This is a genomic window from Sorangium sp. So ce394, assembly GCF_051474665.1.
Taxonomy (GTDB): domain Bacteria; phylum Myxococcota_A; class Polyangia; order Polyangiales; family Polyangiaceae; genus Sorangium; species Sorangium cellulosum_D.
Window position 1 is genome coordinate 10,618,476 of sequence record NZ_CP150339.1, and the last position, 23,980, is coordinate 10,642,455.

General features: G+C 72.8%; 19 protein-coding genes. 14 read left to right on the forward strand and 5 right to left on the reverse strand.

The genetic code is table 11. The annotated features are described in order from the left end of the window. Positions 1-16: 16 nt before the first annotated feature. Both WMF33_RS39280 and ribF read right to left on the reverse strand, forming a co-directional pair. The gene (locus WMF33_RS39280; protein ID WP_437333412.1) at positions 17-2,380 is read right to left on the reverse strand and encodes a tetratricopeptide repeat protein; all 2,364 of its coding nucleotides are present in this window, start codon (positions 2,378-2,380) and stop codon (positions 17-19) included. 49 nt (positions 2,381-2,429) lie between these two features. Further along, a complete protein-coding gene (ribF, locus tag WMF33_RS39285) occupies positions 2,430-3,431 on the reverse strand; it encodes a riboflavin biosynthesis protein RibF (protein WP_061627315.1) in 1,002 nt (333 codons plus the stop codon). Between the two features lie 158 nt (positions 3,432-3,589). On the opposite strand from ribF, the gene WMF33_RS39290 reads away from it, so the two are divergent. From WMF33_RS39290 to rplI, 6 genes are all read left to right on the forward strand, one after another. After that, on the forward strand, positions 3,590-4,552 hold the full coding sequence (locus tag WMF33_RS39290; protein ID WP_437333413.1) for a ribose-phosphate pyrophosphokinase: 963 nt from the start codon (positions 3,590-3,592) through the stop codon (positions 4,550-4,552). A 214-nt stretch (positions 4,553-4,766) separates the two neighbouring features. Then, positions 4,767-5,453: a 50S ribosomal protein L25/general stress protein Ctc gene (locus tag WMF33_RS39295; protein ID WP_437333414.1), complete on the forward strand. Its 687-nt coding sequence runs from the start codon at positions 4,767-4,769 to the stop codon at positions 5,451-5,453. A gap of 138 nt (positions 5,454-5,591) precedes the next feature. Next, positions 5,592-6,263, forward strand: coding sequence for an aminoacyl-tRNA hydrolase (gene pth / locus WMF33_RS39300; RefSeq protein WP_437333415.1), 672 nt, complete (start codon positions 5,592-5,594; stop codon positions 6,261-6,263). A gap of 112 nt (positions 6,264-6,375) precedes the next feature. Beyond that, a complete protein-coding gene (gene rpsF / locus WMF33_RS39305) occupies positions 6,376-6,915 on the forward strand; it encodes a 30S ribosomal protein S6 (protein WP_437333416.1) in 540 nt (179 codons plus the stop codon). A gap of 2 nt (positions 6,916-6,917) precedes the next feature. After that, the gene (gene rpsR, locus WMF33_RS39310; protein ID WP_012239546.1) at positions 6,918-7,238 is read left to right on the forward strand and encodes a 30S ribosomal protein S18; all 321 of its coding nucleotides are present in this window, start codon (positions 6,918-6,920) and stop codon (positions 7,236-7,238) included. Positions 7,239-7,248: 10 nt separating this feature from the next. After that, entirely contained in the window at positions 7,249-7,701 is a 453-nt protein-coding gene (rplI, locus tag WMF33_RS39315) for a 50S ribosomal protein L9 (RefSeq protein WP_061629313.1), read from the forward strand. A 76-nt stretch (positions 7,702-7,777) separates the two neighbouring features. Here rplI and WMF33_RS39320 read toward each other — a convergent pair whose 3' ends face one another. Continuing rightward, on the reverse strand, positions 7,778-8,758 hold the full coding sequence (locus WMF33_RS39320; protein WP_437333417.1) for a PfkB family carbohydrate kinase: 981 nt from the start codon (positions 8,756-8,758) through the stop codon (positions 7,778-7,780). A gap of 412 nt (positions 8,759-9,170) precedes the next feature. On the opposite strand from WMF33_RS39320, the gene dnaB reads away from it, so the two are divergent. The 3 genes from dnaB to WMF33_RS39335 are packed head-to-tail and all read left to right on the forward strand — an operon-like array spanning position 9,171 to position 14,078. Further along, on the forward strand, positions 9,171-10,673 hold the full coding sequence (dnaB, locus tag WMF33_RS39325) for a replicative DNA helicase (protein WP_437315074.1): 1,503 nt from the start codon (positions 9,171-9,173) through the stop codon (positions 10,671-10,673). Between the two features lie 37 nt (positions 10,674-10,710). Further along, on the forward strand, positions 10,711-11,139 hold the full coding sequence (locus tag WMF33_RS39330) for a hypothetical protein (RefSeq protein WP_437333418.1): 429 nt from the start codon (positions 10,711-10,713) through the stop codon (positions 11,137-11,139). Between the two features lie 38 nt (positions 11,140-11,177). Next, positions 11,178-14,078 carry a CehA/McbA family metallohydrolase gene (locus WMF33_RS39335; RefSeq protein ID WP_437333419.1) on the forward strand — a complete coding sequence of 967 codons (2,901 nt, stop codon included), beginning with the start codon at positions 11,178-11,180 and terminating at the stop codon, positions 14,076-14,078. Between the two features lie 79 nt (positions 14,079-14,157). On the opposite strand, the gene WMF33_RS39340 is transcribed toward WMF33_RS39335, so the two are convergent. Continuing rightward, entirely contained in the window at positions 14,158-14,814 is a 657-nt protein-coding gene (locus WMF33_RS39340) for a hypothetical protein (RefSeq protein ID WP_437333420.1), read from the reverse strand. A 192-nt stretch (positions 14,815-15,006) separates the two neighbouring features. Continuing rightward, positions 15,007-15,855 (reverse strand): hypothetical protein, encoded by an 849-nt coding sequence (locus WMF33_RS39345; RefSeq protein WP_437333421.1) that lies wholly within the window; start codon positions 15,853-15,855, stop codon positions 15,007-15,009. A gap of 773 nt (positions 15,856-16,628) precedes the next feature. On the opposite strand from WMF33_RS39345, the gene WMF33_RS39350 reads away from it, so the two are divergent. The 5 genes from WMF33_RS39350 to WMF33_RS39370 all read left to right on the forward strand — a co-directional run bounded on the left by WMF33_RS39350 (position 16,629) and on the right by WMF33_RS39370 (position 23,958). Further along, positions 16,629-17,390: a helix-turn-helix domain-containing protein gene (locus WMF33_RS39350; protein ID WP_437333422.1), complete on the forward strand. Its 762-nt coding sequence runs from the start codon at positions 16,629-16,631 to the stop codon at positions 17,388-17,390. A gap of 91 nt (positions 17,391-17,481) precedes the next feature. Next, positions 17,482-18,696 (forward strand): FAD-dependent monooxygenase, encoded by a 1,215-nt coding sequence (locus WMF33_RS39355; protein ID WP_437333423.1) that lies wholly within the window; start codon positions 17,482-17,484, stop codon positions 18,694-18,696. Positions 18,697-19,125: 429 nt separating this feature from the next. Continuing rightward, positions 19,126-20,115: an L-threonylcarbamoyladenylate synthase gene (locus WMF33_RS39360; RefSeq protein ID WP_437333424.1), complete on the forward strand. Its 990-nt coding sequence runs from the start codon at positions 19,126-19,128 to the stop codon at positions 20,113-20,115. A gap of 313 nt (positions 20,116-20,428) precedes the next feature. Continuing rightward, positions 20,429-21,643: a YcbK family protein gene (locus WMF33_RS39365; RefSeq protein WP_437333425.1), complete on the forward strand. Its 1,215-nt coding sequence runs from the start codon at positions 20,429-20,431 to the stop codon at positions 21,641-21,643. Positions 21,644-21,900: 257 nt separating this feature from the next. Beyond that, the gene (locus WMF33_RS39370; RefSeq protein ID WP_061626070.1) at positions 21,901-23,958 is read left to right on the forward strand and encodes a PrkA family serine protein kinase; all 2,058 of its coding nucleotides are present in this window, start codon (positions 21,901-21,903) and stop codon (positions 23,956-23,958) included. Positions 23,959-23,980: the final 22 nt, after the last annotated feature.

The following is a 23,980-nucleotide window of genomic DNA, read 5'->3' on the forward strand; positions in this document are numbered from 1 at the left end:
GGGTCGTCCGGCTCGCTCAGCGGCTCCCCGAGGGCGGGCGCGCCGCGGTGGCGAAGCTCCGCCACAGCTCGGTTCCGCCGCCAGGGGACCGAGGCCGCTCGGCGCCGCCGCGCAGCTCGCTCGCGCCGCCGCGCAGCTCGCTCGCGCCGCCGCGCAGCTCGCTCGCGCCGCCGCGCAGCTCGCTCGCGCCGCCGCGCAGCTCGCTCGCGCCGCCGAGGGATCGAGGCCGCTCGGCGTCGGCGCGCCGGAATGCCTCGCTGGCGTGGGGCTGGCCGACGGGCCCCGGCCAAGCGCTGCCGCCGCCTCCCCGGAGCAGGTCGCTCGACCCGCCGCGGGTCGCCGCGACCGCCTGCGCGAGCGCCTCCGCGGTCGGCGCCGTTCCCGAGGGGAAGCGCGGCGGCCCCTCGCGGGGCGGCTCGCGGGTCGCCGCGACCGCCTGCGCGAGCGCCTCCGCGGTCGGCGTCGCGCCCGAAGGGAAGCGCGGCGGCCCCTCGCTCGGCGAGGCGAGCGCTGGTTCCAAGGCGATCGCCGCGCTGGGGTCGGGCGCGACCGCGTCGGCCGCGGGGGTGCCGAGCGGGGTTGGTGCGATGGCTCCGGGAGCGGCGTCGCTGCTCGCGCCCGGCGCGGCAGCTTCGGTGGTCGCGTCGCTGCTCGCGGCAGGCGCAGCAGCTTCCGCAGCGATGTCGCGGGCCGGGGCCGGCGCGGCGGCTGCTGCAGCGATATCGCGGGCCGCGGGGGGTGCGGCTGCTGCTGCAGCGATATCGCGGGCCGCGGGGGGTGCGGCAGCCGCGGCCACACCGCTGCCGGCGACGGGCGCTGCCTCGGCCGCCCCGGGTTGCGCGACGCCGCTCGCGGCCGGCGCGATCGGGGCTGACGGAGGAGCGATCACGGAGCCCGCCCCCGCAGCGTACGCCGCGGCGACGCTCTCCCCAGCCTGACCGCTCGCCCCCGAGGCGGGCAGGGACGCTGCTGCCGTGTCGAGCGCGCCGGACGCCGCGGACGGCGCAGCGCCGTCGGCGCGTTCGAGGTGCGGCTGCGCGTATCGCGTCGGTCCGGCGGGGCGGTCCGCCGGGACCTCGTCCTGCAGCGCCGCCTGCGCGGCAGCGTCGGGCTCGGGCGCGGGCGGCCTCGGCGCGAGCGGCACCGCGCGCGGCGCAGCGACCTCGAGGCCCACCGCGAAGGGCTCGAACACGTCGCCGTAGAGCCAGCCCGTGCACATCCGGAGGTGCGAGCCGGCCGGGATGTCGCGCACGAACATGTCGCCGAAGAGCGCGTCGATCGCGAGATCCCGCTGCTCGACCACCGGCCTCTCCCAGCTCGGGAGCACCGCGACCACGCGGATCACGAGCTGCCCTGCCGGGCGGCGCGCGCGCGCTCGCGCGAGCGTCCGGGGGCGCACTTCCCAGTAGACGTAGAGCGTCTCCGGATCGACCGCGAGGCCGACGACCTCGTCGAGGTCGTACCGCGCCGGGGGCTCCGCACGCTCATCCTGCAAGGCCGCGGCGAGGCCCGGCGCCGCGCCCGCGACGACGCGCTCCGCGATGGCCGCCGGCGCCGGAGCGTCCGCGGGAGAGGGATCTCGCGGCGGCTGCGCCGGCTCGAGGTCCGGAGCCGCGGGAACGGGCTCGGGCTGACGATCCTGTTCCCCCGCGATGGGGGCCTCGGGATGCTCGCTCGATCCGGTGTCCTTCGCTGCCTCTGCGCCGGTGTCCTTCGCTGCCTCTGCGCCGGCGTCCTTCGCTGCCTCGGCCCCGGTCTCCTCCGCCTCCGCGGCTTCGGCCCCGGCCTCCTCCGCCTCCGCGGCTTCGACGCCGGCCTCCTCCGCCTCCGCGCTTTCGGCCCCGGCCTCCTCCGCGTCCTCCGCCTCGGCATCCTCCGCCTCGGCATCCTCCGCCTCCGCGTCCCCTGCCCCGGCCCCTCGCGCCTCCGCACCCTCGGCCTGCGCGCGCTGCGCCTGCTCGATCAGCCGCTCCCGGAGCCGCCGCGCGTCCTCGTGCTGCGGATCGCGCTCGAGGATCTCGTCGAGCACGGCGATCGCCCGGTCCGTGTGCCCCTGCGACGCGTAGATCTCGGCGAGCGTCGTCGTGGCCCGCGGCGGCGGCGGGGGCGGCGGCCACTGCTCGGGCGGGGCCTCGCCGCGCAGCGCGCGCGCGGTCTCCGGCATGTGCAGGCCGCGCTCGACAACGCGCGACAGCAGATCGCGCGCCCGCCCGAGGAAGCCGCGCAGCCGGGCCCGCTCCGGCTCCCCCTGCGCGGTGCGCGCCAGGATCTCGTCGACGAGCTCGGCCTTCGTGAGCACGCGCGGCCGCGGCACCCCGAGGCCCTCGGCGCGCGCTATCAGCTCCTCCCGCGTCAGCCCGTCGAGCTCCCGGCGCTCCATCGCCGTGGACGCTACCACATCCGCCGCGCGCCCACCGGCGCGCGGCCGCTCACCGAAAGGCGCCCTCCGCCGCCGGATCCGCGGCGAGCGGCGCGAGCCGCGCGCGCGCGGCCTCGGCGTCGCGCGCGATCTGCGCCTTGAGCTCCGGCAGGCCCGAGAACCGCCGCTCCTCGCGCAGCCGGGCGACGAGGTGCACCCGCAGCGCCGCGCCGTAGAGATCCTCGTCGATGTCGAACAGGTGCACCTCGAGGTTCGGCCGCGCCTGCTTCGACGGCTCGACCGTCGGCCGCACGCCGAGGTTCGCCACGCCGCGGGCGAGCGCGATCGCGCGGCCCGACGGCGTCACCCGATCGACGAGCGTCGCGTACACGCCGAACGGCGGGAGCGCCTCCTCGATCTCGTCGAGGTTGCAGGTGGGGAAGCCGATGGTCCGGCCCCGCTTGGCCCCCTGCGCGACCACGCCCGACAGCATGTGCGGGCGCGACAGCATCTGCTCGGCCGCCTCGAGATCCCCGCGCGCGATCGCCGCGCGGACGCGGGTGCTCGACCACGCCCCCTCGGCGTCGCCCACGAGCGGGTGCGATCGCGTCTCGAAGCCGAGATCCTCGCCGAGGCGCCCGAGCGTCGTGAAGTCCCCGGCGCGCCCGTGGCCGAACCGGAAGTTCGCGCCGACCAGGACGACGCGCGCGGCGAGCCGATCGAGCAGCACGCGCCGCACGAACTCCTCCGGCGTCTGCGCCGCGAACGCGCGATCGAACGTCACCACGTCCACCCGGATCGCCGGCTGCACGCGCCGGATGAGCTCGATCTTGCGCGGCAGCGCCGTCAGCGTCGGCGGCGGGGTCCGGCCAAGGACGCTCGCCGGGTGCGGCGCGAACGTGAGCGCCACCGGCGAGAGCCCCCGCCGCTCCGCGTCGAGCGCCGCGTCGGCGAGCAGCGCCTGGTGCCCCCGGTGGACGCCGTCGAAGTTGCCGATGATGACGAGGCTGCCCCGCGGCCCGACCGCGGCGCGCCCGCCCTGCCCGCCAGCGGCGGCAGCAAAATACTCCACAGACGCTACCTAACCCGAAGCACCGCCCAACGAAAAGCCGGTGGGCAAGCCAGGGCCAGGGGAGCCGCCCCGGCACGATACGCATGTACAGCCAAGCGTCCGATGTACAGAGCCGCTTGACGGCCCCATGTCCGGCTGATAGAGCCGCGCTCCCCTAAATGGGCTGGAGGCGCGCCGTGTTCAAGAGAGTAAGTATCTTCTCCGGCAACGCCAATTTCGCACTTACCCAGGAAATCTGTCAGGTCCTGGAGCAACCCATGGGGAAGTCGCGGGTGTCGCGCTTTTCCGACGGGGAGACGTTCTGCGTCATCCAGGAGAACGTCCGCGGCGTCGACACCTACGTTGTGCAGCCTACCTGCTCGCCGGTGAACGACAGCGTGATGGAGCTCCTGATCATGGTCGACGCGCTCCGCCGCGCCTCGGCCGGCTCGATCACGGCGGTCATCCCCTACTACGGCTATGCCCGGCAGGACCGGAAGGTCGCGCCGAGGACGCCGATCACCTCGAAGCTGGTCGCCGACCTCATCGTCGCCGCCGGGGTGAACCGGATCGTCGCGCTCGACCTGCACGCCGGGCAGATCCAGGGCTTCTTCAACATCCCGTTCGACCACCTGTACGCGATGCCGGCGCTGCTCGATCACCACCTCCGCGAGCACTACGGCAAGGACGTGGTCATCGTCTCGCCGGACGCCGGCGGCGTCGAGCGGGCCCGCGCCTACTCGAAGCGCCTCCAGGGCACGCTGGCGATCATCGACAAGCGCCGCGAGCGGGCGAACGAGAGCGAGGTCATGAACATCATCGGCGAGGTGGCCGGTAAGCACTGCCTCATCCTCGACGACCTCATCGACACCGCCGGCACCCTGGTGAACGCCGCCAACGCCCTGATGAAGCAGGGCGCCAAGAGCGTCGCCGCCTGCGCCACGCACCCGGTCCTGTCCGGTCCGGCCGTCGAGCGCATCAAGGACTCCCCCCTCACCGAGGTCGTGGTGACGAACTCGATCCCGCTCTCGGACGAGGCGAGGGCGTCCGGTAAGTTCAAGGTCGTCTCGGTGGCGCGGCTGCTCGCCGAGGCGATCCGCCGCATCCATCACTCGGACTCGGTGAGCTCGCTCTTCGTCTGACCGGCGGCGCGCGTCCGGCGGAACCGGCGGAACCTTGCGCAACCTCGCGAAAGGGACCCCGGCGGCGCAGGTCGCCCGCGCTCCCGCCACAAAAAACGCCGCTGCCCGGCGACGAAGGCTCGACTTTCCTTTTCTCGTTCTGCTATAGCGCCGCACCCTACGCCGGAGTGGACCGCGCACCGCGGGCCTCCGGATCACTTCTGGAGCCGTCGTCATGGAGATCATCAAGCTCAACGCCACGAGGCGCGAGGAGAGCGGCAAGAGCGCGTCGAGCCGCCTGCGCCGCGCCGGACAGATTCCCGCCATCGCCTACGGGCGCGAGCTCGCGCCGCTGTCGGTCGCCGTCTCGCCGAAGGCGCTCCTTCAGGTGCTCGGCTCCGACCACGGCAAGAACTCCGTGGTCGAGCTCGCCATCGAGAACGGCGAGACGCTCACCGTCATGGTGCGCGACTACGACTACCACCCGATCTCGCGGGAGCTCGTCCACGCCGACTTCATCCAGGTGAAGCTCGACCAGCCCGTCGACGTGCACATCCCCTTCCGCACCGTGGGCAAGCCGAAGGGCGTGGTCACGGGCGGCATCCTCCAGCAGATCTTCCGCACGATCCCGGTGCGCTGCCTGCCCGAGAAGATCCCGTCGTTCATCGAGATCGACGTGACCGAGCTCGACATGGGCGAGTCGTTCAAGGCGAGCGGGCTGACGCTGCCCGAGGGCGTGAAGGCCCTGCTCGCCGACGACCAGACGATCGCCGTCGTCAACGCGCCCGAGAAGGCCGGCGCCGAGGAAGAGGCGAAGCCGGCTGCCGGCGCGCCGGCCGCGGCCGCTGCCCCTGCCGGCGGCGCGGCTGCCCCCGCCAAGGGCGGCGCCGCCCCCGCGGGCGACAAGAAGGACAAGAAGTAGCCCCGACCCGGGTGCGGACCGCCCCTCGCCTCGGTCCCCCGAGGCGCGTGCGGCCCGCCCCGCCCTGCGCCGCGCCCCCGCGCGCCGCAGCCCGCCTCTGTCCCAAGGATTCCAGGGATCCAGCAGAACCCGCTCGCCATGCTGCTCGTGGTCGGCCTGGGAAATCCGGGCAAGGAATACGCCGCTCACCGGCACAACGTCGGCTTCATGGCCATCGACGCGCTGGCCGACGAGGTCCGGGCCGATCCGTTCCGCGAGAAGTTCTCGGGCGTGCACGCGAAGGCGGAGATCGCCGGGCAGCCGGCGATCCTGCTCAAGCCGATGACCTACATGAACGAGTCGGGCCGCAGCGTTCAGCCGGCGATGGCCTTCTTCAAGGTCGCGCCGTCCTCGCTGATCGTGCTGCACGACGAGCTCGACCTGCCGTTCGGCACGGTTCGCCTGAAGGTCGGCGGCGGGCACGCGGGGCACAACGGGCTGCGCTCGATCATCGCGCACTGCGGGACGGGCAACTTCGGGCGCGTCCGCCTCGGGATCGGGCGGCCGCCGCCGGGCTACCGGGGCGAGGTCGCGGGCTACGTGCTGTCGGGGTTCGACGCGGTCGAGCGCGCGGGCCTGCCCGACTGCTTGAAGCAAGCTGTCCAAAGTGTGCTAGAAGTCGCCGCCCGCGGCTTCGACGCCGCGATGAACGTTCGAAACACCCGGCCCAAGCCGGGCAAGAGGCAGAAGGGCGAAGGGGACGGGTCGACAGACCCGGCCCCTGCCGCGAAGGGGGAGAGGGGTCCCCTCCCCCCGACGCAGAAGCCCTGATCCTCGACGGAGACAGGTTGCCGAGCCCGCGCTCGCGACGCTCGACAAGCTGCTCCTTTCCTCGCTCCGGGGCGTCGCCCCGGGGCCACAGGCCGAGAGGGAAGACCGAAGAATGAGCCGACAGGTAACGGCGCCCGGGCGCGCCAGAGAGTACGAGACCATTTACATCCTGCGACCCGACATCGACGCCGACGGCGCCGAGCGGATCGGGACGCGCCTCGCCGAGGTCGTGACCCGCGAGGCCGGTCGTCTGACCAAGGTCGAGACGTGGGGGCGCCGCCGCCTCGCGTACGACATCGCCAAGCACCGCCGCGGCGTGTACGTGTACCTGAAGTACCTCGGGGGCGGGAAGGTCGTCTCCGAGGTCGAGCGCAACCTGCGCCTCGCCGACGGCGTGCTGAAGTACCAGACGGTGCTCGTGCGCAACGACATCGAGGTCCAGGGCCTCACGGTCGCCGACGAGGACGTGAAGTTCGAGCGCCTCGAGCTCGCGCCGATCGAGGACGACCGCGACGACTCGCGCGAGCGGCAGCTCGGCCTCATCGAGCCGGAGCGCCGCGTCGACCGCAGCTCCGAGGCGGCCCCGGCGGGCGACCTCGACGAGCCTGAAGAGGGCGAGGCGGAAGGCGCCGCCGACGAGGAGGAGAGCTGACAATGAACGGCCGCAACAACGACATGGGCCGCAACGGCGGCGCTGACTACGACGATCGCGACTTCGGGCGCACGCCCGACCTGAACGCGGACGCCCCCGGGCGCCGCCGCACGGGCCGGAAGCGCGTCTGCCGCTACTGCGCCGACAAGGCGCTGGTCATCGACTACAAGGACCCGCAGGCGCTCAAGTACTTCATCTCGGAGCGCGGCAAGGTCGTCCCGCGCCGCATCAGCGGCAACTGCGCGCGCCACCAGCGCAAGGTGACGCTCTCGATCAAGCGCGCGCGCAACATCGCGCTCTTGCCGTTCACCGTGACGGCGTAGGAGGTCGACCATGGCAACCCACATCCATGTGGTCCTCACGGAGGACCTCCACAACGTCGGCAAGAGCGGCGAGCTCGTGAAGGTTCGCCCCGGCTTCGCGCGCAACTACCTCATCCCGCGCGGCCTCGCGGTGGGCGCCACCGCCGAGAACGTGTCCCGCATCGAGCACGAGAAGCGGGTCGCCGAGTCGCGCGCCGCGAAGACGCGCTCCGAGGCGGAGCAGCTCGCGGCCAAGCTGAACCAGGTGAAGCTGACCATCAGCCGCCCGGTCGGCGAGGGCGACAAGCTGTACGGCTCGGTCACGGCGCGCGACATCGAAGAGGCGCTCGCCGCGCAGGGCTTCAGCGTCGACCGTCGCCGCATCGAGAGCGACACGATCAAGACGCTCGGCGCCCACACCGTGACGCTCCGCCTCGCCCCGTCCATCACGGCGTCGGTCGAGGTCACGGTCGCCGCCAAGTAGGCGTCCCGGAAGCGCGGCTCGTCCGCGCTTCCTCCTCGTCCGCCATGCGCGGATCATCCGCGCGCTCGCGTCCTCCTCACCCGCGCTTCCGCCTCACCCACGCCCGCGCGACGTCGTGCCCCCGCGCCACCGCGCGCAGCATGAGCGCCGGATCGGCCCACCGCGCGCGGGCCTCCCAGGCGAGGCTCGCCAGCATCCCGGCGCAGAACGCGTCGCCCGCGCCCGTCGGATCGAGCGGCCGCACCGGGCGCGGCGCGACCGCGCGCTCGCCCTCGGGGCCGAGCACGAGCGTCGCCCGCGCGCCGTCCGTGACGACCAGCGTCGCCTCGGGCCGCAGCCGCTCGCGCAGCGCGCGCGCCGTCGTCCCCAGCACCTCGAGGTCGCCGGTGCTGCACTTCACGAGATCCGCCTGCGCGAACAGCCGGAAGCAGCCGCGCACGCCGTCGCCTGTTCCGGCGCCCGCCCCCGCAGGCGCCGCCGCGCCGGCGCCGGCCCCCGCGGGCGCCGCCCCGCGACCGGCGCGCGGCCACATCCGCGGGCGCGCGTTGACGTCGATCGAGACCGCGCACCCCTCGCGGCGAGCAGCCGCGGCCGCCCGCGCGATCGCGCCGATCGCCCCGCGCACCGGCGCGATCCCGGTGAAATGCACGACCCGGGTCTGCCATCGCGCGGGCAGCGCCGCGGCGAGCTCGCGCGCCTCGAGTTCGCCTTGCCGGTAACCGGCGAAGCGCGCCTCGCCCCGCGCGATCGCCACGAGCATGAGGCCGGTCCGCGCCGCGCCCAGCGCGAGCCGACCCACATCGACGCCGGCCGCAGCGACCTCGTCCCTGAGCCCGCGCCCCAGGGCGTCGTCGCCCAGCGCAGCGCACACCCCCGACGGGACGCCCAGCCGGGCGAGCGCCATCGCGGTGTTCACCGCCCCGCCCCCCGGGACGCGGCGCAGCAATTTTGCCTGCTCGAGCGGAATGCCCTCCGGCGCGTAGAGGTCCCACAGCGCTTCACCCACGCAGATCACCTCGGTGGGTTCAATCCTTGTTTGACGCGTTTTGTGATCCACAATGGCGGCTCCCCGCGACGGCGCATGCCCGGGCGCGAAGCGTCATCGCAGCTGAGTCAAGCGGGAAAGGAAATGGCGATGAGACCGGCGTTGCTCAATTTCCATACCTCGCCGCCGCGTCGCGGCGCGCCCCCGCGTCGCGGCGAGCCCCCGCGTCGCGGCGAGCCCCCGCGTCGCGGCGAGACCGAGCGCCCCTCGAACGTGGAACCTGCATTGAGATGCCCACCGCACGAACGCTCACTGCAATGCAAACACAAAACCTTCTCAGCGCGGCCCATGTTCTGATAGACGGAACTCGACCCTGCACCCGACGCCCCGAAGGACCGCTGCGCCTTCGGGGCGTCGCCCATTTCGGCACCTGTGGAAAAGCTCGGGGCGGGATGGGGGCAATCGGTGGGGAGGAGATGCACGGATGATGAGAATGATGGAGCGCCGCGGCCAGCGGCCCCAGAGGATCGAGCCTCCCATCGTCGCCGGACGGGTACCGCCGCACGACCTCGACGCCGAGGCGGCGGTGCTGTCGGCCATCCTGCTGCACCGCGACGCGCTCGATCGGGTGCTCGAGATCCTGAAGGCGGATCATTTCTACAGCGAGGCGAACAGCCGCATCTACGAGGCCGCGCAGGAGCTCGCGTCCGGCGGCACGCCGATCGACATCGTCTCGGTCGCCTCCTGGCTGCGCGACCGGGAGCGCCTCGCCCAGGTGGGCGGCGCGGCGTACCTCGCCCAGCTCGCGGACGCGACGCCGGCGGTCGCGCACGTCGGCGCGCACGCGCGGGTCGTCTACGAGAAGTGGCGCGTGCGCCAGCTCATCGCCACGTGCCAGCGCGTCGCGGCCGAGGGGTACGGCGACGTCGGCGTGGTGCAGGAGTTCATCGACGGCGCGGAGCAGGCGGTCTACCAGCTCGCGCGCACGCCCCAGGGGACGTCGACGCAGCCGATCGCCCAGGTGCTCAAGGCCGCGTTCGAGCAGATCACCGCGGCCGCGGAGCGCGGCGATCGCATCACGGGCATCTCGACGGGCTTCGAGAAGCTCGACGCCAAGACGGCCGGCCTGCACGACGGCGACCTCTCGATCGTCGCCGCGCGCCCCGGCATGGGCAAGACGTCGTTCGTCCTCAACCTCGCCGTGAACGTGGCCTCGCCGCGCACGGTGAGCTCCCCGGGCCCCGACCAGGCTGGGCACGGCATCGAGCGGCACGAGCCCGGCTTCGGCGCCGCCGTCTTCTCGCTCGAGATGCCGCGCGAGCAGCTCGCCACACGTATGGTCTGCAGCGAGGGCCGCGTCGACGTCGGCAAGCTCCGCCAGGGCTTCCTGCAGCCCGACGACTGGCGCCGCCTGACCGAGGCCGCGTCCTTCCTGTCGACCCTGCCCATCTGGATCGACGACACGCCGGCGATCAGCCTGCTCGAGCTGCGCGCCAAGGTGCGGCGCATCCAGGCCGAGTACGACCGGCCGCCGAGCGACGGCAACTCGGGGCGGCGCGTCGGGCTCGTCGTCATCGACTACCTGCAGCTCATGAAGGGGCGCGACGGCGTGAGCAGCCGCGAGCAGGAGATCAGCGAGATCTCCCGCGGGCTCAAGCAGCTCGCGAAGGAGCTCAAGGTGGCGGTCATCGCGCTCTCGCAGCTGAACCGCGCGGTCGAGACCCGGACCACCAAGGACAAGCGCCCTCAGCTGTCGGACCTCCGCGAGTCGGGCGCCATCGAGCAGGACGCCGACAACATCATCTTCATCTACCGCGACGAGTACTACAACCCGGAGACCACCAACCACAAAGGCATCGCGGAGCTCATCGTCGCCAAGCAGCGCAACGGGCCGACGGGCAAGGTGCTCACGCGGTTCACCTCGTCGTGCACCCGGTTCGACAACCTCGCGCCCGGCGATTACCCGGACATGGTCGACGACGAGTAGCCCGCCGTCCGCCAGACCTCCTGCTAGCGTGCGCGGCATGTCCGTCTGGTACGTCCCCGCCCTCCTCGCCGCGGTCTGCATGGCCGGGCACTACCTGATGCTGCGCGCGGCGGCGGGCCGCGTCGGCGACGCCCTCGGCGCGCTGTGCATCGAGGCCACCGCGGCCGCCGGGATCCTCGTCTTCCTCGTCCTCCGCCCGGGCGCGGAGGCGCCTCCGACGGCGCCGGGGGTGCTCTGGGCGTGCGCGTCCGGCCTGTTCATCAGCGGGGTGACCACGCTCGTCTTCACCGCGCTCCGGATGGGCGGCCCGGTGTCCGCGACCGGACCGATGGTGTTCGCCGGCGGCGTGGCGCTCGCCGCGCTGTTCGCGCCGCTGCTCTTCGGCGAGGCGTTCACCGCCCGGCGCGCGCTCGGCGTCTGCCTCGGGATCGCCTCCCTCGTCGTCCTCGCCACCGAGCGCTCCTGACCCAAGCGGCGCCGCGGCCGCGCATCGGAACAGCACCGATGATCCGTTCGATCGAGATGCCCCGTCGCTCCCCTGCCGGCCCCGCGCGCGCGCGACGCGCCGCGCCCCGCGCGTCCAGCGCGCCGCGGCGCGCCGGGCTCGCCGCGCTCGCGCTCGCCGCGGCCGGCTGCGCGCCGCCGGTGCAGGGGGGCAGCGTCGCCGTGTCCTCCGGCGCGGCCGAGCGGCTCGGCATGCTCTGCCGGTGGGGGCACGGCGGCGGCGAGCAGGGCGAGCTCTGCCCGGGCGACGCGGTCGCCGCGCGGCCGGCGCGCGTCCGGCGGATCGCGGCGCCCGCGGACGCGCTCTCGGGGCCGCTCGCGGCGGGGCGGCCGGGCGACTACGTGCTCGAGAACGACGAGATCGCGGTGGTGATCGAGCAGCTCGGCCCGGGGACGGGCCTGGCCGAGGGCGGGGGCCACCTCATCGACGCGGCGGACGCGCGGGAGCGGAGCGACGAGCTCGGGCAGATCGTCGCCCGGCTCGGCGCGCCGCCGCGGCAGGTGATCTACCGCGACCTCGCCACGGGCGCCGGCGAGGGCGGCGCGGCGTGGATCGAGGCGCGCGGCGAGGTGCGCGGGCACGCGCTCGAGGGCGGCGCGCTCTCCGTCACCACCCGCTACACGCTCGCCCCGAGCGGCCGGGGGGTCGTGATCGCGACGTCGCTCCGGAACGACGGCGACCGCCCGGTCGAGGCGCTCGATCTCGGCGACGTCGTCCACTGGGGCGCCGCGGAGCACGCCGCGCCGGGCGCGGCGCCTGGGCTGCGCGGCGAGCACGAGGCGCCGTACCTGGCCGGCGTCGGGTCCCGCGTCGCGTACGCGCTCGTCCCGGCGGGCGGCGGGATGATCCGCGCGCGGAGCGGCGCGGGCTTCAGCGACGCGACGTTCGCGCGGCAGGCGGCGCTGCCGCCGGGCGGGCGCGCCGCGTACGAGCGGATCCTCGCGATCGCGCCGCGCGGCGACGCGCTCGCCGTCGCGACGGAGCTCTTCTTCCTCGGCGGGGGCGCGCCCGGCGGCGTCGCGCTCGAGCTCGTGGACGCCCGCGGCGCGCCGCTCCGGCCCATGGCCGGCCGGGCCACGCTGACGCCGGTCGCCGAGGAGGGCGCCGCGCCGGCCGCCAGCGCGGCCGCCACGCAGGCCGCCGGCGCGCTCGACCTGTGGTTGCGGACCGGCGAGCGCGAGCCGCTCGCCGTCGAGGCGCCGCCCGGCCTCTACCTCGTCGGCTTCGAGGGGAGCGGCCGCCGCGCGCTGGGCACCGCGCGGGTCCGGGTCCGCGCCGGCGAGATCGCCCCCGCGCGGCTCGCGCTCTCCGGCGTCGGCCAGCTCGACCTCCGGGTGGAGGAGCGCGGCGCCCCGGGGCCCGCCGCTGCACAGGCGCCCGCCGCTGCACAGGCGCCCGCCGCTGCACAGGCGCCCGCCGCGGTCCCGGACCTCCTCGGCCCGCTCATCCCGGTGAAGGTCGGCTTCTTCGACGCCACGACCGGCAAGGCCGTATCGCCGCCGCGGCTCGCGCTCGGGGGCGAGCTCCATCTTCCCCTCCCGCCCGGGCGCATCCGGGTCGTCGCCTCGCGCGGGCCCGAGTACGCGCTCGCCGAGGCGACGGTCGACATCGCCGACGGCGCGCGGTCGCCGCTCGCGCTGACGCTCCAGCGGGTGGTCGACACGTCGGGCTACATCGCGTGCGACCTGCGGCAGCACACCGCGCGGAGCGCCGACGCAGGCGTCGCCTCGGCGGTGCGGCTCGCCTGGAGCGCGGCGGAGGGCGTGGAGTGCGCGGTGGCGACCGAGCACAACCTCGCCGCCGATCTCCAGCCGGACGTCGCCGCCCTGCGGCTCGACGCGCAGCTGCGCATGCTGCCGGGCGTCGAGCTCACGAGCGGCCGGGGCGGCGCCGGGCTCGGGAGCTTCAGCGTGTTCCCGCTCGGCGGCGCGGCGGCCGCGCCCCGCGAGGGCGCGCTGCGGTGGGGCGACGAGACCGCGGGCGAGCTCCTCCGCGAGGTGCGCGCGCTGCCCGGCGAGCGCGTCGTCCAGCTGAGCCGGCGCCACGGCGGCGGCTCGCCGCTGCACGGCTCTGGAGCGCCGCAGGAAGCGCCGGAGGAGGGAGCGCGCCTGCTCGCGCAGCTCGTCGGGGACGGTGGTGGCGCGGATGCGCTCGAGGTGTGGACCGGGCGCGAGGTGGCCGCGCGGGACCGGGCGCTGGAGGAGCTCTGGGCGCTGCTCCGCGCGTCCCGCCCGGTCACGCCGACGGCGACGAGCGACACGCACGGGCTGCACGGCGCGGAGGCGGGGACGCCGCGCACGTACGTCGCGGTGGCCGGCGACGATCCGGGGCGGCTCGACGTGGGGGACCTCGTCGCGGGCCTGCGGCGGCGGCGCGACGTCGTGATCACGAACGGGCCGTTCGTGACGATGCGCCTCGGCGAGGCGCGCCAGGGGGGCGTCGCCTCGGTGCGGCGCGGGGCGCGCGGGGGGCCGCGGACGCTCTCGATCCGGATCGAGCGCGCGCCCTGGGTCGACGCGCGGGAGCTGCATGTGCTGGTGGGCGGCGTCGCGAGCGGCGAGGCGATCCCGCTGGAGGGCGCGCGCACCACGGCTGCGGGCGCGCTTCTCGACGAGGTCGAGATCCCGGTGGTGCTTGGAACGGGCGGCGGGCGAGGGGCGGCGCGGGCGGGTGCGCGCGTCGGAGGGGCGGGCGGCGACGGGCGGCCCGGGCGGGGCGCGCGCGGCGCGATCGCCGTCGCGGAGGACACGTTCGTGGTGGCGATCGTCCGGGGGCAGCGGCCGCTCGAGCCGGTGCTCACCGGGGATCCGGGCGAGATCCTGCCGTTCGCGATGACGGCGCCGCTCTGGATCGACGCCGACGGCGACGGCCGGTCCCTCGGCCGAGCGGCGGCGCCGTGAGCGAGCTTCACCGATCCTCCGGCTGGCGAGCTGCTCTGGCGCTCAGCGCCGGACGAGCCGCTGCGCAGGGCGCCGAGCCCTATGCGTTGAGCCTGGGCGGCGGGGCGGCGGGGGACGTCAGGCCATCGGACGTGCTGTAGAGCAGCTCGAGGAGAGGCTTTTCTGACGCGGGCGCCGTGACCATCCACACGACTTCCTGCCCATCGGACGAGATGTCGAATCGGAAGAACGAGCAGCAGGCTTGCTCTTTGGCGGCCAGCGCCCGCGCCTCCTCCTCGACGCCTGGATCTGCCCGCAAGATCCAGACGAAGCCGCCGTCGAGGCGCTCGCGCCGGACGAGAGAGCGCGCGAGGAGGGCGCGGAACTCGTCGAGGCGCTCTGGCATCTGTTCGCCAGAAAGGGTGCAGCTGATCGTGGCATCGTTCCGAGCCGGCGTACGCGCATCCGGGGCACGGCAGCCGCATGCGCCGTCGATCGAGCACGCGCCCGTCTCGGCGCAGGGTGCCTGGCGTTTCTCCGAGCGGCGGAGGTGGGCGACGACCGTCAACACCGCGCCAACGCCCACCAGGCCGAAGGCGATCGGTTCACCGAAGGCGACGAGGGCGCCGAGCCCACCGGCGCCGACGGTGATGCCCAGCAAAGGAATCGCGCAACAGGCAGCGCAAGCGGCCACGCCGAGGCCCAGGGACATGGCTGGCAGTGGCCAGCGCCTCTGGGGAAGGGGAACGAACGACATATCGAGCTCCTTTCCCCTCTAGGCCGCTCGGCGGGCGTTCGTGACAGCCGGCGTGCGATTACTTGCAATTCGTCGGAATTGCTGTGGCTTCTGCGGTTACCGGGGCTCGGAGCCACGGCAGAGCACTGCGGGCAGCTCGCGCTGCTGTACGCCGGCCGTCGGCTGACCTCGCGCGGCGCTCGCGGGGTCGGCTCAGCTCACGAGCTCGCCGTCCGCCGCGCCCGCCCTCTCTTCCTCGTCTTTCTCACCCGCCGCCGGCTCCCCCGGCTCTTCCAGACTCGACCCCGCGCCAGCGGCCACCCCGCCGTACCGCTTGCCGGCCCGCTCCGAGGCCTTCAGCACGGGCCCGCGGATCGTCTCGATCGCCTCGATCGGCGCGTCGGAGAGCTCCAGGTTGGCGAGCACCGCGGACACGGCCCGGAACCACTGGCTGCGCGCGGCGGCGATCGTCGCCCTGGTCACCGGCGCCGTCTTCTCCTTCGCGGCGAGCTCGTCCCGGCGGTGCTCGATCGCCTCGAGCTCCTTCCCCGCCTTGATCCACCGCTGCGTCGTGTGGAGCAGCGTCGTCTTCCCGGGCGCCGGGATCCCCTTCAGGAACTCGCCGATCGACGGCTCCTCGTCGAGGAGCCGGGCAATCCGCGCGGTGTTGCCCGCCTCGGCGGTCGGCGACGCCTTGAGGATGTTGAGCCCGCCCGGAAACAGCTTCGCCTGCACCTGATCGCAGGTGGCGGCGCGCTCTCTCTCCGGAGGGTCCGCTCCGAGGCAATGCTCGCGGTGCGCGTCGATGCCCCAGCACACGGCCCTGGCGAGGTGATCATGGCGCACGTCGACCCGCGCGAGCTCGTCGTTCAAAGCGCTCATCTGGGCCGACGGCCCCACCTTGCTCGGCCGCACCGCGAGCACGGCCTCGTGCGCCACGACCACCTTGGGGTGCAGGCCGGTGATCTCGGGGATCGAGAGGAACAGCCGCTTCCGTTGCGCGTTCTCGACCCACGGGGATACGAGCGCCACCATCTCTTCGATCATCAGGTGCTTCAACATCGCAGTCGACCTCCTTGACCGGGGTACAGCGTGTCCAGCCAGGAGACGGCGAGGCGGACGAGCCCGTCAAGCGATCCGCCGGTTTCTGACGGTTCGAGACCAACCCGGGCGGCTGAAAAGGAGGCACCGCGGAGGTCACGACCAATCCCGGCGCTCGTTGCGAGGGCGAGGCGAGGTCGCCATCGACCGCGGGGGATCTTTTCAGCCGGGAGGATGGTCGCGATCGAAAGATTTGGATTTTTTCATACAAAGGGAGAGGTCTCGACCTGTCCACCGGCCTCTGACGAGCCTCCGCGCATGGTCGAGACCACGCGGAGGCATCCGAAAGATCGGCCGGAGAGGGTCAGGAACGTCGGCGGCGCCGTCCCCGCTGATCGAGCGAGCAGCGCGTCCGGCGTCCTCTCCGGAGCGATCATCCTATAGAACCTTACGCGATCCGCATCCCTCCTGGAAAAGTGACGCTGTATCAGCAACTTATCCATGCATCGAGGGGGCCGCTTTCGCTCCACAGCCTGCGGGGTCGAACGTACTGACTTGCGCCGAGCAGCGCTCGCATCGGCTTACTGACGCTCAGGCCATGCCGAGCACGCGCAGGCGTCGCATCCCGGAGTATGCTATCCATGCAGGCTATGCGTCGCGCGCCTCAGCACCCCCCTCCCCGCGTTCTCACGCTGGACGGGTTCGGCGCCGGGGGCTTGCCCTTGTGTGTCGTTCCCGTCCCACGACAAAGGCGGCCCACGCTGCCGCCCGGGCCGCTCGTCTCGACCTTCTTCATGGTTTTCGTGCTGACGGCGGGAAGGGGGCGAGGCCGTCATCTGGAGCAGGTCAATCTTCATGCCGGGGATATCCACCTCATCCCCGCGGGCGTGGAGCATCAGCCCCTCGATGTCGGCGACCTGGAGGGATGGATCGTGGGCTTTGATCCGACGCTGCTGAGCGCTCCGGAGCGGCAGCCGGGACGACCACGAATCCGAGGCGATGCGAAGGACGCGCCGGTGCGCAGCCTCTTTCTCCGGGGACTGCTCCGGCTGCGACCCGGAGAGCCCCGGCGGCAGCGAATCGAGCGCCTGGTGGCCGAGATGGATACCGAGCTGCGAGAGGCCCAGTGGGGCGCGGACAGCGCCGCGCTCGCATTGTTTACCCTCCTGATCACGGAGCTCATCCGCGAGCTTTCGGAGCACGCGCCTCTGGCGTCGCCCATGCTCAGCGGGCTCGTGCAAGATGCGCTCAGGTTCATCGAGGCGCACTGTCTGGAGCCCCTCTCGCTTCAGGACGTCGCGTCGGCGGTCGGGCGCACGCCTTCGCACCTGGCCAACGCCATCCGCCGGGAGACAGGGCTGACGGTGGGGGACTGGCTGCGCGAGCATCGCATAGCCGAGGCCCGGCGGCGGCTCCTGGAGACGGACGCGAGCATCGAGAGCATCGCAGACCAGGTTGGCTACGCCGACGTCACCCATTTCATTCGCACCTTCCGGCGCGCCCAAGGGATGACCCCCCGGGCCTTTCGCGATCAGCGCCGCCGCCCCGGGCCTTGAAGGCCCCGCCATCCGCCCCCAATCCAGGCCGATATCCGCCCCAAGCCACGCTCTGCCGGCGTGCGCCGTCGATGGCTAGAGTCAAAGCATCATGACGACTTCAGCAACCCACGGGCGCCGCGTTTTGATCGTTGGACTTGGCATCGCCGGCATCGCCACGGCCCTGCGGCTGCACAGGGCCGGCTGGGAGCCCGTGATCATCGAGCGGGCCCCCGAGCGCCGCAAAGGCGGCTACTTCATTGCCCTCTTCGGCACGGGCCAGGCGTCCGCCAAGCGGCTCGGCGTGCTCGAGGCCATGGGCAACCGCAAGCACCCGCAAACCAAGACGTACGAGGTCGACCGGGCCAATCGTCGTCGCAAGGGAATGACCTTCGCCGACGTGCCCGGCGAGCCGCGCATGCTGCTGCGCGGCGACGTCGAGAATGCGTTGTTCAACGCGCTGCCGGAGCGGGTGGAGATCCGCTTCTCGACTGTCCCCACGGGGATGGATCTAGGAGGTCGCGGCGTCGATGTCACGATGACCCACACGAAGACCGGCGAGACCGCGACCGAGCACTTCGACCTCGTGGTGGGGGCTGACGGAATGCGCTCGACCGTCCGGAAGCTCGTCTTCGGCCCGCACGAAGATTTCCTCTACCCGCTAAATTACATGATCGGGGCGGCCATCCTGAGCGAACCCGTCCGCGGCTATCACCTGCATGATGGGCTGGTCCTCGCCGAGGTCGGGCGGTCGGCGTGGGTATTTCCCTTCGCGGACCACAACCCAGGCCTGCTCTTCTCCTACCGCGTGGACGACATCGATGCGCAGTTTCGGAGGACCCCCATCGAGTCGCTGTGCAGGGCTTACGGACCAGAACCGGCAGGGCCCGTGCTGAGGCAGCTCCTCGACGATTTCGCGGCCGCAGACGAGTACCTGTTCGACTCGGTCAACCAGGTTCGCATGAATTGCTGGCACAAGGGGCGGGTCGTGCTGGTCGGCGACGCTGCGTGGTGCTTGACGCTGTATTCAGGGATGGGCGCTTCGACCGGCATGGCCGGGAGCGAGCTTCTGGGCAACATGCTGGAGAACTACGCTGACGACGTGGGACGCGCGCTCGTCGCCTGGGAGGAGAAGCTGCGCCCGTTCATCACGAGCCTGCAGGCCGACGGGCTGAGAATGAGGGCGCTCTTCACACCGTCCGGGGAAGCTCAGCGGATCCTGCGCACGGCGTTCGTCCGCCTCGCCAGCTCGCCCGCCACGCGCCCGATCTTCCGACGACTGACCATCAATGACCAGCTGAAGATGCGCGACATCGTCGCGCAGTAGGTCCGTCTGTCTATCCCGGTAGGGGGCTGTTCAGTGGTTGGAGGTGTTCGTCAATTAGATGGGTGGCGAACAGATGGGTGGCGAACAGTCCTCACCCAGAGATCCGCAGCACCGCGGCGATTTCGCTTGACCATGGCGACGGCACTGTGTTCGCCGGCGTGCTCCGCGATCGCTGCGGCTGCAGCGGCGGAGGGGACCGTAGCGAGCTCGCGCCCGTGCTCCCCTCGCCCGCACGGATCCCGCGCTTGGCCAGGTGGATGAGGTCGACATCGGCCGCTCCGGCTCGCGCTCGAGGACCTCGACGCCGAGCCGACGCCGGCCGGGGAAGCCGGCCGCTCCGTGAGCGCGGCGAGGCCCGCACAGCGCGCCGCGCCCCCTCGTCGGTTTTCGTTTGCGTCCCGCCCGCCCGGGCAACATGGAGCGCGGCGCATGCGAACCGAGCGGCTCGCCGCTGACGCGGCATCCATCGCACGGGCGGCCGAGATCCTCCGCCGCGGAGGGCTCGTCGCCTTCCCCACGGAGACCGTGTACGGGCTCGGCGCGCGCGCCGACGACGCGGCCGCGGCGCGCGGCATCTTCGAGGCGAAGGGGAGGCCGCCCGGCAACCCGCTGATCGTCCACGTGCCGGATGTCGCGTCCGCCCGCGCGCTCGCGGAACGCTGGCCGGAGGAAGCGGAGCGCCTCGCGCAGGCGATGTGGCCAGGGCCCCTCACCCTCATCGTCGCGCGCCGGCCCGACCGCGTCGCCGACGAGGTGGCCGCCGGCGGGCCGACGGTCGCGATCCGCGTGCCCGTGCACCCGGTCGCGCGCGCCCTGCTCGACGCGGTCGGGCTGCCGATCGCCGCGCCGAGCGCCAACCGGTCCACCGCGATCTCGCCGACCACCGCCGACCACGTCGAGAAGAGCCTCGGCGGGCGCATCGACGCCATCGTCGACGGCGGGGTGACCGCGGTCGGCATCGAGTCGACCATCGTCGACGTGACGACCTCGCCGGCGCGGCTGCTCCGGCCGGGGCACGTGGCCGCGGAGGCGATCGCCGCGCTCGTGCCGGTCCAGACGAGCGCAGGGCTGATCACCGCGCCGACCGAGCGCGCGCCGGCGCCGGGGACCCACGCGCGCCACTACGCGCCGCGCGCGCAGGTGGCGCTGGTCCACGCGGAGGCGGTCCGAGACGAGGTCGAGCGCGCCGCGCGGGGCGGCGCGTGCGCCGGGGCCATCGAGCGCGGAAGGCGCACCGCGGATGGGCCGCACGCGGAGGTCCTCCCCGCGGATCCGGCCGGCTACGCGGCGGGGCTCTACGCGGCGCTGCACCGGCTGGAGGACGCGGGGTGCGATGTGATCGTGATCGCCGCCGTCCCCGAGGATGCGGCGTGGGACGCCGTGCGGGACCGGCTGACGCGCGCCTCCGCGGCGCCTTGAACCGACCGAGGTTGCGGCGGCCGACCGGGGTTGCGGTGCCCGCCCCGCCCGACCGGGGTTGCGGTGCCCGCCCCGCCCGACCGGGGTCGCGGTGCCCGACCGGGGTTGCGGTGCCCGCCCCGCCCGACCGGGGTCGCTGCGCTCCCCCCGGCGCTCCCCGCCCCGCCCGACCCGGGTTGCGTCGCCCCCTCCCCCGCGCGGCCGCCCCGCAGGTAGGTTTTCACCCCCCGCCATGCCGGTTTGTGGCAAATCAGCTCCGCCCGCCCGCCGGGTGAGCTACCTTCCCCCGCGCGCCTCGCCCTCCCTCGATCCCATGCCGGCAACGTCCCGCGCCGCCGCCCACCGCCTCGCCGCCGCCGGCGGCCTCGCCGCCCTGCTCGTCGCCGCCCCGCCGGACGCCGGCGCCAGCCTGCTCGACGAGCCGCCGAAGCGCGCGACCTTCAACCTGAACGAGACCGCCGCGCCGGAGCTGCCCCTCCTCCGCGCCTTCCGCAACGCCGCCGTCGAGCGCCCCGGCCCGCTCCGGCTCTACATGAGCAGCGCCTACGGGAAATGGCAGCACCAGCCGTGGTGGCAGCTCGCCTGGGGCGGCGCGCGCCCCGACGCCGACGCCGACCTCGGCGAGCACAACCTCACCGCCGCCGCCCCCGCCACCCCGGCGTTCGCCAGCGCAACCTCCCCCTTCCCTTCCCCGCTCGACCTGCCCGGGTCCCTCCACCTCGATCCGGCCGCGCCCGCGTGGCTCCGCCCGCTCGACCCGATCCTCGGCACGCCCCTCCTCGCGACCACGGGGCCGAGCCTCTCGTCGAACGGCTTCGACCTGCTCTGGGATCCGCCGAAGAAGCAGCCCCCCGACTGGCGCTGCCGCAGAGGCCCGGTCCAGTTCACCCGGTACGGCGCCCAGCACGACGCCTTCGAGCTGGTGCGCTGCGACGGCTCCGTCGCGCCCGGCGCGCTCGATCGCCTGTCGATCATGGCGCGACCCCCCGAGGCGCCAGACCCGGGCGAGCTGCTGCCCGACGAGCCCAACGCAAGCACCTGGCTCCAGGCCCTCGAGTGGGTGCCCCAGGTCCGCCTCGTCCACCCGCGCCTGCTCTGGCTCCTCCAGCAGATCGCCGACGCCTTCCCGCGCCGCGCGATCCACATCTTCAGCGGCTACCGGCCGCGCCCGGCCGGCGAAGCGCCCGCCAAAGGCAAGGGCTCCGGCACCCACCACAGCCAGCACGCCGAAGGGCGCGCTATGGACATCCTCGTCATGGGCGTCCCGAACGCGTCGCTGTTCCAGTTCTGCCGCACGCTCGACGACGTGGGCTGCGGCTTCTACCCGAACAGCAAGTTCGTCCACGTCGACGTGCGCCGCCCAGGCACCGGCCGCCTCTTCTGGATCGACGCCTCCAAGCCCGGCGAGCCGTCGGAGTACGTCGATTCCTGGCCCGGTGTCGTGGAGAGCGGAGGGCTCTCCTGGGGAGCGCAGGACGCGCGCTCCGCCGCGCCGGCCGCGCGCTCCCCAGCGCCGTCCGCCCGCTGACGTCGCCTCCCCGCGGGCGCCCTCGCACCTCCTCCGGCTGCGTCGGCGCGATCGGGGCGCGCCGCAGCTTATTCCCGTTCCGGATGGAGAAAGCTCCAGGGCGCAGCCGCCTTGCGTCCCCGCGATCGGTGTTAAGCTTGGCTTCCCCCCGGGCGCGCGGCGCACGACGGAGGGCGGAGCTCGGCACGCCGGGCTCCGCTCCCGCACCTCCGGCGGCCAAGGCCGCCCCGCGGTCGCCCTGGAGAAAAAGGTGCGAAATGGGCGAGTTGCGGACAGGGATGGTTGACAAGATCGCGGCGATGCAGGACTTCGCGCTCTACCGCGATCTCGCGTGGGAGGGCACGTTCGAAGAGTACCTCCAGATCGTGCGCCAGAACCCGCAGGTGACGCGCAACGCGTTCCAGCGGGCGTACGACATGATCATCCGCTACGGCATCGAAGAGTACACGGACAACAAGAAGAAGCTCATCCGGTACAACTTCTTCAAGGATGAGATGCACGGCGGCGCCGACGCCGTGTACGGGCTCGACATCCCGCTGATGAGGCTCGTCCACGTGCTCCGGGCCGCCTCCGAGGGGTACGGCCCGGAGAAGCGCGTCATCCTGCTGCACGGGCCGGTCGGCTCGTCGAAGTCGACGATCGCGCGGCTCCTCAAGAAGGGGATCGAGCACTACTCGACCACCCCCGACGGCGCGCTCTACACGTTCGACTGGGTGAACCTCGACGACGTCGGCATGGCCGGGACGGAGAGCTCCCGCTTCAAGTGCCCGATGCACGAGGAGCCGCTGCGCCTCGTGCCGCCGTCCTGGCGCGACCGCGCGTTCCGCGAGCTCGGCCTGTCGAGCCCGCAGTTCCAGGTCCGCACCGAGGGCGACCTCGACCCGGCGTGCCGCTTCATCTTCAACCGCCTGATGGACAAGTACGGCGGCGACTGGTCGAAGGTCATGCAGCACGTGCGCGTGCGCCGCCTCGTGCTCAGCGAGAAGGACCGCGTCGGCATCGGCACCTTCCAGCCGAAGGACGAGAAGAACCAGGACTCGACCGAGCTCACCGGCGACATCAACTACCGCAAGATCGCCGAGTACGGCTCGGACTCGGACCCGCGCGCCTTCAACTTCGACGGCGAGTTCAACATCGCGAACCGCGGCATCGTCGAGTTCATCGAGGTGCTGAAGCTCGACGTCGCCTTCCTCTACGACCTGCTCGGCGCGTCGCAAGAGCACAAGATCAAGCCGAAGAAGTTCGCCCAGACCGACGTCGACGAGGTCATCATCGGCCACACGAACGAGGCCGAGTACAAGAAGCTCCTGAACAACGAGTTCATGGAGGCGCTCCGCGACCGCACCATCAAGATCGATATCCCCTACATCACCAAGGTGTCGGAGGAGATCCGGATCTACGAGAAGGACTTCAACAAGGAGAAGATCCGCGGCAAGCACATCGCCCCTCACACGCTCGAGGTCGCCGCGATGTGGGCCGCGCTCACCCGGCTCGAGGACCCGAAGAAGCACAACCTGTCGCTCGTCCAGAAGATGAAGCTCTACGACGGCAAGGTCCTGCCCGGCTACACGCAGGACACCGTGAAGGAGCTCCGCAAGGAGGCGTCGCGCGAGGGCATGGAAGGGATCAGCCCCCGCTACGTGCAGGACAAGATCTCGAACGCGCTCGTGAACGACCTCGGCGAGGGGACGATCAACCCCTTCATGGTCATGAGCGAGCTCGAGAAGGGCCTGCGCCACCACTCGCTCATCACGAACGACGAGCAGCGCAAGCGCTACACCGAGTGCATCGGGATGGTGAAACGCGAGTACGAGGAGATCGTCAAGAACGAGGTGCAGCGGGCGATCAGCGCCGACGAGGACGCGATCCAGAAGCTCGCCGCGAACTACATCGACTCGATCAAGGCCTACACCCTGAAGGAGAAGGTGAAGGACCGCTTCACCCGCGAGGACGTCGAGCCGGACGAGCGGCTGATGCGCTCGATCGAGGAGAAGATCGACATCCCCGAGAACCGGAAGGACGACTTCCGCCGCGAGATCATGAACTACATCGGCGCGCTCGCGGTCGACGGCAAGAAGTTCGAGTGGCACACGAACGACCGGCTCCGCCGCGCCCTCGAGCTCAAGCTGTTCGAGGACCAGAAGGACGCGATCAAGCTCCAGACCCTGGTGTCGAGCGTCATCGACAAGGAGACGCAGGAGAAGATCGACATCATCAAGACCCGGATGATCAAGTACTTCGGGTACAACGAGGTCTCGGCGCGCGACGTGCTCGACTACGTGGCCAGCATCTACGCGCGCGGCGACACGAAGTAGCCGCCCCGGGCGCGGCGCCTCG

Excerpts from the sequence above, each read along its gene's own strand:
- WMF33_RS39280 (WP_437333412.1), bottom strand. The coding sequence starts at position 2,380 with ATGGAGCGCCGGGAGCTCGACGGGCTGACGCGGGAGGAGCTGATAGCG.
- WMF33_RS39290 (WP_437333413.1), top strand. The coding sequence starts at position 3,590 with ATGGGCTGGAGGCGCGCCGTGTTCAAGAGAGTAAGTATCTTCTCCGGC.
- WMF33_RS39295 (WP_437333414.1), top strand. The coding sequence starts at position 4,767 with ATGGAGATCATCAAGCTCAACGCCACGAGGCGCGAGGAGAGCGGCAAG.
- pth (WP_437333415.1), top strand. The coding sequence starts at position 5,592 with ATGCTGCTCGTGGTCGGCCTGGGAAATCCGGGCAAGGAATACGCCGCT.
- rpsF (WP_437333416.1), top strand. The coding sequence starts at position 6,376 with ATGAGCCGACAGGTAACGGCGCCCGGGCGCGCCAGAGAGTACGAGACC.
- rpsR (WP_012239546.1), top strand. The coding sequence starts at position 6,918 with ATGAACGGCCGCAACAACGACATGGGCCGCAACGGCGGCGCTGACTAC.
- rplI (WP_061629313.1), top strand. The coding sequence starts at position 7,249 with ATGGCAACCCACATCCATGTGGTCCTCACGGAGGACCTCCACAACGTC.
- dnaB (WP_437315074.1), top strand. The coding sequence starts at position 9,171 with ATGATGAGAATGATGGAGCGCCGCGGCCAGCGGCCCCAGAGGATCGAG.
- WMF33_RS39330 (WP_437333418.1), top strand. The coding sequence starts at position 10,711 with ATGTCCGTCTGGTACGTCCCCGCCCTCCTCGCCGCGGTCTGCATGGCC.
- WMF33_RS39335 (WP_437333419.1), top strand. The coding sequence starts at position 11,178 with ATGATCCGTTCGATCGAGATGCCCCGTCGCTCCCCTGCCGGCCCCGCG.
- WMF33_RS39340 (WP_437333420.1), bottom strand. The coding sequence starts at position 14,814 with ATGTCGTTCGTTCCCCTTCCCCAGAGGCGCTGGCCACTGCCAGCCATG.
- WMF33_RS39345 (WP_437333421.1), bottom strand. The coding sequence starts at position 15,855 with ATGTTGAAGCACCTGATGATCGAAGAGATGGTGGCGCTCGTATCCCCG.
- WMF33_RS39350 (WP_437333422.1), top strand. The coding sequence starts at position 16,629 with ATGGTTTTCGTGCTGACGGCGGGAAGGGGGCGAGGCCGTCATCTGGAG.
- WMF33_RS39355 (WP_437333423.1), top strand. The coding sequence starts at position 17,482 with ATGACGACTTCAGCAACCCACGGGCGCCGCGTTTTGATCGTTGGACTT.
- WMF33_RS39360 (WP_437333424.1), top strand. The coding sequence starts at position 19,126 with ATGCGAACCGAGCGGCTCGCCGCTGACGCGGCATCCATCGCACGGGCG.
- WMF33_RS39365 (WP_437333425.1), top strand. The coding sequence starts at position 20,429 with ATGCCGGCAACGTCCCGCGCCGCCGCCCACCGCCTCGCCGCCGCCGGC.
- WMF33_RS39370 (WP_061626070.1), top strand. The coding sequence starts at position 21,901 with ATGGGCGAGTTGCGGACAGGGATGGTTGACAAGATCGCGGCGATGCAG.